The 15,783-nt window shown below is 45.4% G+C and carries 13 protein-coding genes; 9 read left to right on the top strand and 4 right to left on the bottom strand.

Features of this window, described 5'->3' with window-relative positions:
* The first annotated feature begins 621 nt into the window (after positions 1-621).
* A complete protein-coding gene (pflB, locus tag L5M29_RS02685; RefSeq protein ID WP_263166049.1) occupies positions 622-2,904 on the top strand; it encodes a formate C-acetyltransferase in 2,283 nt (760 codons plus the stop codon).
* Positions 2,905-2,967: 63 nt separating this feature from the next.
* Complete coding sequence (gene pflA / locus L5M29_RS02680; RefSeq protein ID WP_105252135.1) at positions 2,968-3,708, top strand: pyruvate formate lyase 1-activating protein; 741 nt, start codon at positions 2,968-2,970, stop codon at positions 3,706-3,708.
* A 44-nt stretch (positions 3,709-3,752) separates the two neighbouring features.
* On the opposite strand, the gene yfbV is transcribed toward pflA, so the two are convergent.
* A complete protein-coding gene (yfbV, locus tag L5M29_RS02675; protein WP_081729091.1) occupies positions 3,753-4,196 on the bottom strand; it encodes a terminus macrodomain insulation protein YfbV in 444 nt (147 codons plus the stop codon).
* 141 nt (positions 4,197-4,337) lie between these two features.
* On the opposite strand from yfbV, the gene ackA reads away from it, so the two are divergent.
* From ackA to L5M29_RS02655, 4 genes are all read left to right on the top strand, one after another.
* Positions 4,338-5,537 (top strand): acetate kinase, encoded by a 1,200-nt coding sequence (ackA, locus tag L5M29_RS02670; protein WP_107948097.1) that lies wholly within the window; start codon positions 4,338-4,340, stop codon positions 5,535-5,537.
* 111 nt (positions 5,538-5,648) lie between these two features.
* A complete protein-coding gene (gene pta, locus L5M29_RS02665; protein WP_028760976.1) occupies positions 5,649-7,802 on the top strand; it encodes a phosphate acetyltransferase in 2,154 nt (717 codons plus the stop codon).
* A gap of 478 nt (positions 7,803-8,280) precedes the next feature.
* Positions 8,281-8,715, top strand: coding sequence for a hypothetical protein (locus L5M29_RS02660; protein ID WP_263166047.1), 435 nt, complete (start codon positions 8,281-8,283; stop codon positions 8,713-8,715).
* 569 nt (positions 8,716-9,284) lie between these two features.
* Positions 9,285-9,413: a hypothetical protein gene (locus tag L5M29_RS02655; protein ID WP_263146341.1), complete on the top strand. Its 129-nt coding sequence runs from the start codon at positions 9,285-9,287 to the stop codon at positions 9,411-9,413.
* Between the two features lie 102 nt (positions 9,414-9,515).
* On the opposite strand, the gene L5M29_RS02650 is transcribed toward L5M29_RS02655, so the two are convergent.
* Both L5M29_RS02650 and L5M29_RS02645 read right to left on the bottom strand, forming a co-directional pair.
* Positions 9,516-10,433 (bottom strand): class I SAM-dependent methyltransferase, encoded by a 918-nt coding sequence (locus L5M29_RS02650; protein WP_131523541.1) that lies wholly within the window; start codon positions 10,431-10,433, stop codon positions 9,516-9,518.
* Between the two features lie 6 nt (positions 10,434-10,439).
* Positions 10,440-11,549 (bottom strand): AI-2E family transporter, encoded by a 1,110-nt coding sequence (locus tag L5M29_RS02645; RefSeq protein WP_028760979.1) that lies wholly within the window; start codon positions 11,547-11,549, stop codon positions 10,440-10,442.
* Between the two features lie 98 nt (positions 11,550-11,647).
* On the opposite strand from L5M29_RS02645, the gene folX reads away from it, so the two are divergent.
* The 3 genes from folX (at position 11,648) to gltS (ending at position 14,747) form a co-directional block, all read left to right on the top strand.
* Positions 11,648-12,010 (top strand): dihydroneopterin triphosphate 2'-epimerase, encoded by a 363-nt coding sequence (gene folX, locus L5M29_RS02640; protein ID WP_006082167.1) that lies wholly within the window; start codon positions 11,648-11,650, stop codon positions 12,008-12,010.
* A gap of 87 nt (positions 12,011-12,097) precedes the next feature.
* Entirely contained in the window at positions 12,098-12,991 is an 894-nt protein-coding gene (locus tag L5M29_RS02635) for a TIGR01777 family oxidoreductase (RefSeq protein ID WP_028760980.1), read from the top strand.
* Positions 12,992-13,523: 532 nt separating this feature from the next.
* Complete coding sequence (gene gltS / locus L5M29_RS02630) at positions 13,524-14,747, top strand: sodium/glutamate symporter (protein ID WP_263139015.1); 1,224 nt, start codon at positions 13,524-13,526, stop codon at positions 14,745-14,747.
* Between the two features lie 75 nt (positions 14,748-14,822).
* On the opposite strand, the gene lepB is transcribed toward gltS, so the two are convergent.
* Positions 14,823-15,485: a signal peptidase I gene (gene lepB / locus L5M29_RS02625; protein ID WP_263166045.1), complete on the bottom strand. Its 663-nt coding sequence runs from the start codon at positions 15,483-15,485 to the stop codon at positions 14,823-14,825.
* Between the last annotated feature and the right edge of the window lie 298 nt (positions 15,486-15,783).

Here is a 15,783-nt window from a genome sequence, read left to right as displayed (position 1 = left end):
ATGACATGCCGTCTCCTAAATCGACACTAAGTTAGCAAATAAAAATAAATTAATACAAATAGCTAGCATCAAACTTATTTTTAATATCATAACCACTGTGACAGCTCCCATTATCGAGCCGTGACTCCCACCAATCAAAATCAGCCTATACGAGGATAGATTTATCCTTGCTAAAGGTGGACAGTAAATGGGAACAATATAGGCAGGCTGATTTAAGAGATAATGGGGTTCAGATGTCACACCAACTTAAAAAGCGTGCCGTATTCCCTATTGTGGTAAAAAAATGCTACCTAGCTAGCAAATTTGGGATTAACAGAGCATAAACCAAGCCGTTTAAGATGCGATAGCGACAGACCTATGTTAATATACTTATGGACAATTGGTCTTACCAATTATAAAGATTTATCAGTAGCCGATAATCAAAGTAAGCGAATATTTGTCATCTTATCGGATATCAATAGACAGACTTTTGGAGTGACGAGCGCTTCAAAATCCAGTTCCCATCATAGGGCGTCATCATGAAGGGAGCTTTATTTCAGGAATTAGCTATTGGCTTATACTCAGCATTGCTTAACGCTGATCGCCAATAACCTTTTATCTCAACCAGAAGGTATTAGTACGATGACCGACAAAACTGAACTGTTTGCCAACGCATGGGAAGGCTTTACTCCTGGCGATTGGAAATCTGAAGTCAATGTACGTGACTTTATCCAACAAAACTACGCGCCTTTTGAAGGCGACGAGTCCTTCCTCGCCGGTGCCACCGAAGCGACCACAAAATTGTGGGATAAAGTCATGGAAGGCATCAAACAGGAAAACCGTACCCACGCGCCTGTTGATTTCGACACTAAGATGGTTTCAACCATCACTTCCCACGACGCTGGCTATATCAACAAAGAATTAGAAACTATCGTTGGCTTACAAACAGACGCGCCGCTAAAACGCGCTATGTTGCCTAACGGTGGTATTCGTATGGTGGAAAGCTCATGCGCCGCCTACGATCGTGTACTGGATGAAGATGTTAAATACGTTTATTCAGAACTGCGTAAAACCCATAACCAAGGTGTGTTCGATGTTTACACCCCCGAAATTATGGCCTGTCGTAAATCAGGTATTTTAACGGGCTTACCCGATGCTTATGGCCGTGGCCGTATCATTGGTGACTATCGCCGTGTGGCACTTTACGGTATCGATTACCTGATGAAAGATAAGTTTGCCCAATTTAGCTCACTGCAAGCGCAGTTCGAAGCGGGTGAAGAGTTATCTAACGTTATCCAATTACGTGAAGAAATTGCCGAGCAACACCGTGCATTAGGCCAAATGAAGAAAATGGCTGCCAAGTATGGCTTCGATATTTCTCGTCCAGCGACTAATGCACAAGAAGCGATCCAATGGACTTACTTCGGCTATTTAGCTGCAGTGAAGAGCCAAAACGGCGCTGCCATGTCATTAGGTCGTACCTCTTCATTCCTCGACATCTATATTGAACGTGATCTGAAAAATGGCACCTTAACTGAGCAACAAGCTCAGGAAATGGTTGACCATTTCGTGATGAAATTGCGTATGGTGCGTTTCCTACGTACCCCTGAATACGACGAATTGTTCTCAGGCGACCCAATTTGGGCGACGGAGTCAATCGGCGGTATGGGCTTAGATGGCCGTACGTTAGTGACGAAATCAAGCTTCCGTTTCTTGAACACCCTTTACACTATGGGTCCAAGTCCAGAGCCAAACATCACAGTATTATGGTCAGATAAACTGCCAATCGGTTTCAAAAAATATTGCGCCAAAGTGTCTATCGACACTAGCTCAATCCAATACGAAAACGATGACTTAATGCGTCCAGATTTCCAATCAGACGACTATGCAATCGCCTGTTGTGTGAGCCCTATGGTTGTGGGTAAACACATGCAGTTCTTCGGTGCTCGCGCTAACTTAGCGAAAACCATGCTGTATGCGATTAACGGCGGCGTAGACGAAAAACTGAAAATCCAAATTGCCCCTAAAGCAAACATGATCACAGACGAAGTGCTCAACTTTGATGATGTGATGAATCGCTTAGACGGTTTAATGGATTGGTTAGCGACTCAATATGTCACTGCACTGAACTCAATCCACTACATGCATGATAAGTACTCTTACGAAGCCGCGCTTATGGCGCTGCACGACAGAGACGTACGTCGCACTATGGCTTGTGGTATTGCGGGTTTATCTATCGCAGCCGACTCACTGTCTGCCATCAAATACGCCACCGTAAAACCAGTGCGTGATGAAAACGGCATAGCAGTTGATTTCGATATCAGCGGTGACTATCCAAAATTTGGTAACAACGACCCACGTGTAGATGATATCGCCTGTGACTTAGTTGAACGTTTTATGGCGAAAATTCGTGACCGTAAAATGTATCGCAATGCGATCCCAACGCAGTCAATTCTGACCATCACCTCAAACGTGGTTTATGGTAAGAAAACCGGTAACACACCCGATGGTCGTCGTTCAGGTGCGCCATTTGCACCGGGTGCAAACCCTATGCATGGCCGTGATGAAAAAGGCGCAATCGCTTCTTTAACCTCAGTGGCAAAACTCCCATTTGCCCACGCTCAAGATGGTATCTCTTATACCTTCTCAATCGTGCCAAATGCGCTGGGTAAAGATGATGATGCTCGCCGTACCAACTTAGCGGCATTGATGGACGGATACTTCGACCACAATGACAAAAAAGAAGGTGGCCAACACTTGAACGTCAACGTGATGAACCGCGAGATGCTCGAAGATGCCGTTAAGCATCCAGACAAGTATCCACAGCTGACCATCCGTGTTTCTGGCTATGCAGTGCGCTTCAACTCACTGACGCCAGAACAACAACAAGATGTGATCACGCGTACGTTCACAAAAGGTCTGTAAGCTAAATTAGTCAAGGCTGTAGTACACTGTGCTACAGCCTCACTTATTTTAACAGGAGTCACAATGGCAGTTATCGGTCGGATCCACTCGGTGGAATCCTTTGGCACAGTAGATGGTCCCGGCATACGGTTTATCACCTTTATGCAGGGCTGTTTAATGCGCTGCCAATATTGCCACAACCGTGACACTTGGGATCTTGATGGCGGAAAAGAAGTTCTGGTCGATGAGTTAATGAGTCAAATCATCAGCTATCGGCCTTTTCTCGATGCCAGCAATGGTGGTGTTACGGCCAGTGGTGGTGAAGCCATTTTACAGGCCGAATTTGTCGCCGAATTATTCACGGCTTGTCAGCAAGAAGGTATTCATACCTGTTTAGATACCAATGGTTTTGTACGTAAGTACACGCCAGTGATTGATGAGTTGCTCGACCATACTGACTTGGTCCTGCTCGACATCAAGCACATGGACGATGAAAAACATATTGAGTTAACTAAAGTCAGCAACCATAGAACATTACAGTTTGCGCAATATTTGGCAGAGCGTAATCAAGCGACGTGGATACGTTATGTCGTAGTGGGCGGATTTACCGACGATGAAGCATCGGCATTACAACTGGCCGAGTTTATCAAGCCCATGAAAAACATTGAAAAGGTAGAATTACTACCCTATCACGAATTAGGTAAACATAAGTGGGAAGCCATGGGCGAAAGCTATCAACTCGATGGGATATCCCCCCCGAGTCGAGAAACCATGGAAAAGATCAAAGCGGTATTTGTCCAGCAAGGGATTAACGCGATTTATTAATCCACAGTAACAAAAGAGCCAAAAGGGATAACCGCGGCAACGGCCTAAAGTTCTTCCCAATAACTGGCATCTAAACGCTCAAAGGCTATTTTTAAAATCAGTGCCATATCGAGGTAACAGGCCTTAGCGCCTAACGTGTGGCAATTGATACCCATGGATGACAACTTCGCACTCAACTGGTTAATCCAGTCGAACAGCGTTAACGGTAATGGATGGCGAGCTCGCCAGCCTAACCACAGCAGCCCCTGTAACGGTAAGCTGATGAAAAATAAACCGAGAGTGACAGCTTGGGGCAGAAATGCCCAACCGTGAATATACAGCTGGCTCATGCTCACAAAAATCGCCAGCACTGGCATCACCAGTATGGCGAGCTGAGTCGCTCGGACGACCCGATACTCAGGAAAATAAAAACCCAGTTGTCTAACCATAGGCCAAGTCTTCATATACTGATGACCATCACCTAAGGTTTTGAGGATCTTAATGCTCAATCTTAGACACCAACTACAATGGAATACTGCTCTTACCATAGCACAATCTGGCGAATCGCCCCAAGACTGATATGGTAAAAACACCGCAGTTCCTCATTATTTTGAATCGTTATATTAAACACAATGGCAAAGGGTTTACACATGTCAAATAAACTGGTTTTAGTTCTCAATTGCGGTAGCTCTTCTCTCAAATTTGCCGTCATTGACGCGCAAACAGGTGACGACCAAATTTCTGGCTTAGCCGAATGTTTTGGTTTAGAAGACTCTCGCATTAAATGGAAAATCAACGGCGAAAAACATGAAGCAGCCTTAGGTGCATTTACGGCTCACCGTGAAGCAGTTGAATACATTGTTAATAAAATTCTTGCGGAACAACCTGAATTAGCAGCAAAAATTCAAGCCGTTGGCCATCGTATCGTTCACGGTGGTGAGAAATTCACTCGCTCAGTGATCATCGATGAGAGCGTGATCAAAGGTATCGAAGACTGTGCTTCATTAGCCCCACTGCACAATCCTGCTCACCTTATCGGCATCCGCGCGGCAATGGCCTCTTTCCCTAAATTGCCACAGGTTGCTGTATTTGATACCGCTTTCCACCAAAGCATGCCAGACAGAGCTTATGTCTACGCCCTGCCTTACAAGTTATACCGTGAACACGGTATCCGTCGTTATGGCATGCATGGCACGAGTCATTTATTCGTTAGCCGTGAAGCGGCAAAAATGCTCAACAAGCCAATTGAAGAAACGAATGTAATCTGTGCTCACTTAGGCAACGGTGCATCAGTCACCGCCATCAAAGGCGGCAAAAGTGTCGACACTTCTATGGGCTTAACCCCATTAGAAGGTTTGGTCATGGGCACTCGTTGTGGCGATATTGACCCTTCAATCATCTACCACTTAGTTCATCAACTGGGTTACACCTTAGAAGAAGTGAATAACCTGATGAACAAGCAAAGTGGTCTGCTGGGCATTTCCGAGCTGACTAACGATTGCCGCGGCATCGAAGAAGGTTACGCAGACGGTCATAAAGGCGCGACCTTAGCCTTAGAAATCTTCTGCTACCGCTTAGCCAAGTACATCGCCTCTTACACTGTGCCACTGGGCCGTTTAGATGCAGTCGTCTTCACCGGTGGTATTGGTGAAAACTCAGATTTAATCCGTGAAAAAGTGCTCAACATGCTGGAAATATTCAATTTCCATGTCGATAGTGAGCGCAACAAAGCGGCGCGTTTCGGTAAGAAAGGTATCATCACCCAAGATAAAGGCACGATTGCCATGGTGATCCCAACGAACGAAGAATGGGTTATCGCCGAAGATTCCATTAAACTTATCAACAAATAAAAAGACCTAAGCCGTTTGCTCACCCAAACGGCTTTATACCTTACGTAGCCGTACTCACAAGCAAATTTGCAGAAACTCTTCTGCCAAAAACCATCGAAACTAGAGGTTTTTATGTCTCGTAATATTATGTTAATCCCCATAGGTACCGGAGTCGGCCTGACCTCCTTAAGCCTTGGGATGGTGCGCGCACTGGAGCGCCACGGGGTTAAGGTTCAGTTCTTTAAGCCTATTTCTCAGCTTCGTCCAAACGATAATGGCCCAGAACGCTCGACCACTATTCTGAGCAAATCGCCAACAGTAAATCCCTTAGAGCCCTTCGACATGGCCCATGCCGAAGCCTTAATCCGCGCCGACCAAATCGACGTCTTAATGGAGCAAATCATTGCCCGTGCGGCCGATTGCGCTAGCAACACAGAGACCTTAATTGTCGAAGGTCTAGTACCAACGCGTAATCATCCCTTCGCCGATGATGTGAACTATGCCATCGCTAAAGCTATGGATGCCGACGTGATTTTTATTGCCACACCAGGCAGTGATACGGCCACAGGGCTAATGAATCGCCTCGAAATCGCCTATAACTCTTGGGGCGGGAAAAAGAATAAACGCTTAATTGGCGCTGTGATTAACAAGATTGGAGCACCCGTGGACGACGAAGGTCGCGCGCGCCCTGATCTATCTGAAGTCTTTGATCACCAAGGTGTTCAACGCTCAGATGCGGCCAGCATGTTCCAACTGCCGGGTAAGAGCCCACTGCGTATTTTAGGCAGCGTGCCCTACAATCTTGATCTTGTTGCACCTCGTGCATCGGATTTAGCGAAACATTTAAGTGCACGCATTCTGAATGCTGGCGAAATGCATACCCGCCGTCTGCGTAAAGTAACGTTTTGTGCCCGCAGTATACCGAACATGGTCACTCATATTAAGACTGACTCCTTGCTTGTAACCTCAGGCGACCGCTCAGATGTGATCGTATCAGCCTGTCTTGCGGCCATGAACGGCGTGAAAATTGGTGCCCTGTTGTTGACCGGTAGCTATGAGCCGGAGCCAGAAATTCTTAAGCTGTGTGAGCAGGCCTTTGAAACCGGTTTACCTGTGTTCTTGATCGACAGTAACACTTGGCAAACCTCGCTCAACATTCAACGTTTCGACCATGAAGTACCCGTTGATGACGCCGTCCGTATCGATCTGGTGCAGGATTATGTGGCCAGCCACATTGACCAAACGTGGATTGAAAGCGTGACTAAAAACTCGCCCCGTGAGCATCGCCTGTCACCACCAGCTTTCCGTTACAAACTCACGGAATTAGCGCGCGCCGCCCACAAGACTGTGGTGCTGCCAGAAGGTGATGAGCCGCGTACCATTAAAGCGGCGGCCATTTGTGCAGAACGCGGTATTGCTCGCTGTGTGCTTTTAGGTAAAAAAGATGAAATCCTGCGTATCGCCGCACAGCAAGATGTGGTGCTTGGCGAAGGCGTGATCATTATCGATCCAGAAGAGGTGCGCGACCGTTACGTAGAACCTATGTTGGAACTGCGTCGCAGCAAAGGCTTAACTGAAGTCGTTGCCCGTGAACAGTTAGAAGACAACATGGTGCTCGGCACTATGATGTTGGCGCAAAACGAAGTCGACGGTATCGTTTCTGGTGCGGTTAACACCACAGCCAATACCATTCGCCCACCACTGCAATTGATCAAAACGGCACCGGGCTCAAGCTTAGTTTCATCCATCTTCTTTATGCTGATGCCAGATCAAGTGCTTGTTTACGGTGACTGTGCGATTAACCCAGATCCCAATGCTGAGCAGTTAGCAGATATCGCCATCCAATCGGCAGAATCAGCAAAAGCCTTCGGTATCGAGCCAAGAGTGGCAATGATCAGCTACTCAACTGGCAACTCAGGTACAGGTTCTGATGTTGATAAAGTGCGTGAAGCAACCCGTATTGCCAAAGAAAAACGCCCAGATCTGATTATTGATGGTCCATTGCAATACGATGCGGCGGTTATGCCAAACGTTGCCCGCTCTAAGGCACCTAATAGCCCTGTCGCTGGTCAAGCTACCGTTTTCGTGTTCCCAGATCTTAATACAGGCAACACGACTTACAAGGCCGTACAGCGAAGCGCCGATCTGATCAGTATTGGTCCTATGCTGCAAGGTATGCGCAAACCTGTGAACGACTTGTCTCGCGGCGCGTTAGTCGATGACATCGTCTACACTATCGCACTAACGGCAATTCAAGCTGCACAAAACGACGCAGCTAAAGGCTAACAGCATTAAATCTGCATAGCGTTACGCACAAAAAAGCACTGGTTATTACCGGTGCTTTTTTTATGCTCAAATTTAGCGTAAACCATACCGTTGATCGCAAGAATCGCTTAATGGATAAGTCGAAATTGCAAAAGATGAAGAAAAAACGAGAAATATCGAATTATGCAGTGTGAATAAGCTCGGCAAATTGCGAAAAATATCCACAAGTAGAAGTGGAGCGTAATGGAAAGCAGAAAAGCGTCACTTTTTAACCAGCAAATAAAGCAAGACAATATCAGTGACTTACAAAGTATCACTGAAGTCTTCAACATAGTTTTCCACAGTTTCTGTGGATAACCTTTTTATATGACTCCTAACTATATGCCACACACATGAGGTTTGAGTCAATGCTTTTCACAATAGACAGCGAATCACGACAAGACTTGTACATTACAGCTAAAATCGCGATACTCGGAACAAATTCCAATAACTAAAACTTATGCGAACTCTATTTTTTTTCTCCCTCCTGTTCCTCTTCGGTTGTGGCGATCCCTCAACGCAAGAGCAGCACCAGTTATCACCGGAAGAAGTGAGCTTAGGCTTTTTTCAAGCGATTTATGTTGATCGTAATGTTGAACAAGCCAAGCAATACGTCGACGATCCCATTAAACAAGTGCTCACCCATTACCACATTGCCGCAGCCGTACAGCGTAATATGCTCGGCCTATCTATGACCAATGTTGAAATGGAAATTGATGATATCGATATTGACTTCTTCCGCAAATTTACCAAAGACGTCATTGTTGTGGTCAAAATGAAAGGTCTTAAAGGTGGTCAACCATGGATTGATGACAGGACCATACGCCTACACAAAATTGGTAGCCAATGGATTATCGTCGAACTTCTGCCTGAAAAGCGCAAAGTTAACGGTTAACCCCCTTTCTTGCCTGCTTTCACCGCGCATACCTTGTCATACAATCATCCTGCTTACTTTCAGCCAAAAAAATAGCAACCCTAAGGTTGCTATTTTTTTGTGCTTGTTCTGTTATTTCCGACTCATAAGTACCGTCAGTTTAATCGTTATCGATTAAGCCTGGATCACTTCTTCTTCGCTTTCAGCAGGTAAAGACGTTAGTACATCGTCTTTCACTTGATAATAAGCATTTTCGTATTCATGAACTTCCATAACAACTCCTGCTTGATTGGGTAAGGTCGCAGAGGCTTGTCATTCTATGCTGACATTTTGCCTATGAGGAAAGGGATACATTCCGTGGGCGGGAGTATAACAAAGCAAAAGCCATAATTACAGAAAACTTTCAGTTTTGTATCACCAAGCATGGCATTTAAGGCTGGTTATCATTTGAATAGCTCACAATCAGTACTTCTACATGAAAGACTTTCACTTTCTACGAGGATATTGAGACCATGCTGACGCCATTTCATCATTCGCTTTATACACAAAAGCGATTAACAAAAATCGCTTACATAAAATGAATCTAGGGAATGCCATTAGATGTTCAGGGCAGGCTTTATGGTGAAATTTCCACCCTCAAACACTTAGACCAACATCAAGTCAGTAAAGTGATTGAAACCTATGGGCGATCGCAGCTATCAGAGCGATTAAGCTACTGAAGAATAAGTGCTGTGTAATAAGCGACAGTGTAAAAAGCTAAACACTCAACCTAAGCCGACAAAAAAGGCCAGTTAATACTGGCCAGTTAAGCTAAATCAGGCCTAGGCTTGAGTCGATAAGCGGTAGCGAAGCACCTTAAGTGACTTCTCTTCCGACACATCCATAAAGGCTAGCGGATTGGCTAAGCGCTCTATGTATTCGAGTGCAGGTGCTGCTTCCGCTACCTGTTGACGCAGGAAAGCGGTATCGAGTTCAGGTGCATTTAGACACAGTAATACTTCACCATTCTCGGCAAGCAACTCAGGTAAACGCCTAATTAAACGCACATAATCCTTAGTCGCGACAAAACTGCCCTTTTGATTGCTCGGTGGATCGGCAACAACAATGTCGTAGGGACCGAGCTTTTTCAGTTTGCCCCAAGATTTAAAAATATCATGGCCTAAAAAACGGGCTCCCGCGCTAAAGCCATTCAGCAAATGGTTCTGCTTACCTATGCCTAATGCGCCTTTGCTCATGTCCATATTCACAACTTCATCGGCGCCCCCTTGTAATGCCGCGACCGAGAAACCACAGGTATAAGCGAACAAATTAAGCACCTTTTTATAACGGGCGTTTGCTCTAACCCACTCACGACCATTAGCCATATCGAGGAAGAGTCCGTGGTTTTGTCCGCGCATTAGGTGCACCTGAAACCGTGCACCATTTTCGCTAACGATATGCGGCTCAGGCACTTCACCTTGCAATAATTGGGTAAACGTCTCCCCCGCACTACGGTATTGGTAGACTAAATTCAATTGGCTATCTGGCCTAATAGCTTGCCAGCGCGCTGCAATCGCCTGTTGGCAGAGGGTTAAATCCGTATCCTCCAAGGGAGTAAAGCTGGTCAGCAATAGTACGGGTGCAAACCAATCTAAACATAGGTGCTCACAACCCACGTAATGCCCACCGCGGCCGTGGAATAACCGCACCGCATCATCACCTAACTCAATTGTCGCTAGCGCTTGTATAAAACTTTGCATCTTCTATTACTTACTCTCAGTTGCACTTGTATTGGCTTCATCGCCATTGGGAATTGAATTTTCCGTGTTACTGGCCAAGAACTTATCTTCAATATCGTCCGATAATAAAATGGCTAACCAATTACCACTTTTACTCGATTCGAGGGCAATTTTAACCACCATAGTCAATGGCACTGACAGCAACATGCCCACAGAACCTAATAACCAGCCCCAGAAAATTAATGATAAAAACACCACTAAGGTCGATAACCCCAGACCGCGCCCCATAAATTTAGGCTCAATGATATTGCCCATCACCATGTTGGCACCCACGTACAAAAGTGCAGTCCCCCCCGCAGCCGCAGGGCCAAGCTGAATAAAGGCCAACAACACCGCTGGAATGGCGGCAATGATAGAACCAATATTGGGAATGTAATTAAACAGGAAAGCAATCACCGCCCATAACATGGCGTAATCCACGCCGATGAAGGTCAATCCCACACCGACGATGATCCCAGTAGCCAAACTCACTAAGGTCTTGATCACCATGTACTGATTCACAGATTGTAAAAAGCGGTCAATCTGCTTTAAGCGCATATCGGGATCGTCCAATGCCAGGTGCAATTTCTTTGGCAGCGACTGAGCTTCAAACAGCATAAAGACGATAGTGAGGATGATCAGAAATAAATTCGCCATCACATTGCCGACACCCGATAGCATATTCGTGGTCATAGACAAGGCCATGCCAGGGTCAAAATAGGCTAATACCTGATCCTTCGAAATCTGAATATTTAATGCCTGTAATTTATGGATAATCCACGAAAACTGCTCCACCAGCTGATCGCGATATTGGGGCAATTGTTTAGAAAACTCATTGACAGAACTGCCAACGACTGAGGCTAACCATAGGCCCATCAACACAATAAAACCCATCAAAAGGATCACTGCCAGCCATTTAGGCACACGGAACTTTGTCATCAAACCGATTGCAGGATTACAAATCACCGCAAGAAAACTGGACAGCACAAACGGCACCACAATCGGGCTCGCCGCCTTAATCCCTGCCAAAATAATCACTACAAAGGCCATAACCGCAAAGCCACGATAAGCAGCAGAGGGCGCATTAGGTCGAGTCATTTATTAAAAATCCTTCTTGATCTTAGATAAAATTGTTAGGCTAACCCTTGAAACCACTTAACCTCAGAAACTTTAGCTTAAGATAGCCATTTGTCATTATGAAACCAGAAACCGCGATTATACGCATTAAAAACTTAAGACTTCGTACTTTTATTGGCATTAAAGAAGATGAAATCCAAAATCGCCAAGACGTGATCATTAATGTCGTGATCCATTATTGTGCCGAACGTGCCCGCAACAGTGACAATGTCGAGGATGCGCTCAATTACCGCACAATTACCAAAAAGATCATTGAACTGATTGAAAATAACCGTTTCTCATTACTCGAAAATCTCACCAGCCAAACGCTGGCCATCGCCAGTGAGCATCCTTGGGTTGAATTTGCCAGTGTCGAAATCGACAAACCCCATGCACTACGCTTTGCCGATTCAGTCTCGATGGAGTTATGTTATCAAAAATAATCTGGCTAAAAATACTCCGACTAAGTGATCGTTGCACACCGCATTTTGGTATATATCCGCAGAGCTTAACCAATTAAGAGAGGTTCCATGAATATACTGATCACCGGCGCAAGCGGCTTTATTGGCCGCCAATTAGTCGAACGACTGGCGCCATATCATCAACTGACGTTATTAACTCGCTCGGTGCAACAAACACAAAAAGTGCTCGGCAATCAGCACCACTACCTCGAAAGTCTCGATGCGCTAAGCGACTTAAATCACATTGATGCCATCGTAAATCTTGCGGGTGAACCCATAGTCGCTAAACGTTGGAGTAAAAACCAGAAGCAACGTATTTGTGATAGTCGCTGGGATATTACGGCAAGATTAACTCAGCTAATACAACAGAGTAGCACTCCTCCTCAGATCATGGTGAGTGGTTCGGCAGTCGGTTATTACGGGCGGCACGATGATAAATTACTCGATGAGTCTAGTGGCGCCCATGTTGAGTTTAGCCATGACATCTGTCGAAAATGGGAGCAAGAAGCGCTAAATGCAACCTCAGAGCACACACGCGTCTGCATTATCCGTATTGGTATCGTGCTAGGTAAAGGTGGTGCCTTAGAGAAAATGTTACCGCCATTTAAACTCGGACTCGGTGGCCCAATTGGCCATGGACGCCAAGGTATGAGCTGGATACATGTGCAGGATCTCATTTCCCTTATTGATTTTTTACTCACTCAACAACACTGTAAAGGCATATTTAATGCCACTGCACCCAATCCAGTGAGTAACGCTGTGTTTACCAAAGCGCTCGGAAAAGCACTTAATCGCCCAGCATTAATCACTACCCCACCGCTTGCATTACGCTTAGCGATGGGCGAAATGTCGGAGCTACTGACAGAAGGGCAATTTGTTTACCCCAAACGTGCCCTCGAAGCGGGTTTTCAGTTTCAATTCAGTGATCTCGATAACGCCTTAACAAACGTGTTAGCCAAATAGGCTAGCACGCTAGAGCCCAAACTCAGCTTTAATATGCTGATAAAATCAGTCGCTGATGCAGGCGGTTCTTAGTACCCAAATCCGCTCAACAACCAGGTATATTGTAGCGTCAATCTTGCCATTATTTTAGCAACACTAGAAAAACAAGAATGTAACATCATGATTTCTATTATGATTTAGCGACAATCCGTCCATTTTCTGCTAAACTCGCCTCCATTCGGTCATAGGAGGCACGCATTAACCGCCTCAGCCTTGACCACAGATAGACTCAGCAACACCTCATAAATAGACAGTTATTTATGCTCAGGAACAGGCTATTTAATCTGCTGTTCTTGGTCTGTAGACCATAAAACGATACACACTCGCGCCTACTCGTCCTTTAAATTTTTTATCGGATTGACACTGATCTGTCCTCGACATCAAGCGCTTAACATCCAGCATTAGCAGGTACTTAATAACAAGATGGGTTACTTCTCATTGGACATTGTGCCCAATGAAACGCCCGCACTAAGACAGTTTGTAAGGAATTTTCATGCACACGACCTATATGATTGGCGAGCTAGAATCATTTTTAATTGCCATTTTCGTGCTGTTTATCGGCCACTCTATCAATCGCCATGTACGTGTCTTCAGACAATATAATATTCCCGAACCCATAGTGGGTGGCCTAGTTGTCGCCGCGGGAGTCACATTTCTTCACTTTCAAAATATCAGTCTCGACTTCAGCCTATCACTGCAAAATACCTTAATGCTGATGTTTTTTAGCACCATTGGCCTCTCGGCAAACTACAAGCTATTGCTCAGCGGTGGTAAAAAAGTCTTCATCTTTTTAGGTGTGGCCTCAATGTATATTGTGATTCAAAATGCCGTCGGAGTCAGTTTAGCCAGCCTATTGGGGCTCGATCCCATAATGGGACTTATCGCAGGATCAATTACCCTGTCGGGCGGCCATGGTACCGGCGTTGCTTGGTCACAAACCTTTGCTGAGCGCTACGGTATCAACACCTTAGAGTTTGCTATGGCCGCGGCAACTTTTGGTTTGATCATGGGTGGGATCATCGGTGGCCCCGTCGCGCAGCGATTAATCGGTAAGCATAATCTTGTTTCTCGCTATGGGGTTGGCCGCAAGCATCACAGTGAACATCCGCATTTAGTCACTTATGATCACTTAGAAGAAGACCAAGTCACCGCCAAAACTATATTAGAAACTCTGTTTGTGCTGTTGTTGTGTGTTGCAGGATCAAAATGGCTCACGCTGTGGATCAGCCAATCGGGTATTGCATGGCTAAAAATGCCCGACTTTGTATATGCTCTTTTTCTTGGCGTGCTCATCGCTAATCTCACAGAACTCACCCGCGGTTACAAACCCCATACCGAAAGTATCGATGTGATAGGGACTGTCGCGCTGTCACTCTTCCTCTCAATGGCCTTAATGACTTTAAAGTTATGGGAAATTTTTGATTTAGCGATCCCGCTACTGGTGATTTTACTGGTACAAACCGCAGTGTTGGCCATTTTTGCCTATTTCGTGACGTTCAAAGTCATGGGCAGTAATTACGATGCTGCGGTGATCACCGGTGGCCACTGCGGCTTTGGTATGGGTGCAACCCCAACAGCGGTAATGAATATGGGCGCGCTAGTATCACGCACAGGGCCATCACCCCAAGCCTTTATGGTAGTACCTATCGTCGGTGCCTTCTTCATCGACATAGTTAACTTAATTGTCTTACAGGGCTATCTGAGCTTTATGAAGTAGTTGTTTATAACTCAATCACTTAAAAAATAGGGCGCCGACTTTAGCGCCCTATTTCATGGTTCAAAATAGTTAAGACTAGAATTCACGCATTAAGCGTTCAGGCCGAGGCAGGTAATAATCATCATAATCAAGGGAGAAAACGACTGAACTTGAACGGCCAACAATCTCATCACGGGGCACGAAGCCAATAACCCGAGAGTCTGCGCTGTTATCACGATTATCACCCAGTGCTAAATAATGCGCATCCGGCACTGTGACAGGTCCAAAATTGGCAAGCCTTGAGGGTACTGGGTTAAGGCGAATACTGTGGACCATACCGAGTAAATTTTCCTGCATTTCTGTCACATCAGCGGGAGCATAAGTACTCAATGCTTGGGATGTGTAGCTGAGCAGTTCGCCGTTTAAATACAAGCGATTATCCTGCATCATCACAGTATCGCCTGGCACAGCTATTACCCGCTTAATCAGTTTTTTATCAGCCTTTTTTGAGTCAAATACCACGATATCGCCGCGAGCAGGATCTGCCAGTTTAACTAATGCGATATGCGTAAATGGCACCCTAAGATCATAAGCCATCTTATTAACTAGAATGCGATCACCCTCGACGATAGTCGGCAGCATAGAACCCGATGGCACAGTATTCCAATCGGCCACAGCGCTCCTGAACACTAACATTAAACTGATAAACAGAAAAAAAGAGCGATTATCTTTAAGCAGTTTTGTTATTCCTTTGAACATAATATTCCCTCTATGGCATATATAAGCTAGTCGCTGTTCTCAGTTAGATAGACCCATTGAGTTGCACTAAGTTCTGTTGCTACCTGCTTAAGCACAGATCAATTTGTAAGCCAATGCAAAAACGCATGTTCATGCTCAAATTCATGTTCGAGTCATGCTCATGTTCGAGTCATGCTCATACTCAGCAGAATCAGCCAGACAATAAAAAAGCACTGAGCTTAGGCAGCATCAGTGCTTTTAATGTTGGCTCAGCTTGTTGTCTTAATAAGCTTTATGTTTTAGCCCATCAACAGAGTTC

This window comes from Shewanella sp. SM95 (genome assembly GCF_025653595.1).
Classification (GTDB): Bacteria; Pseudomonadota; Gammaproteobacteria; order Enterobacterales; family Shewanellaceae; genus Shewanella; species Shewanella oncorhynchi.
Note: the sequence above shows the minus strand (reverse complement) of the source record. Positions and strands in the feature narration are given on the sequence as shown.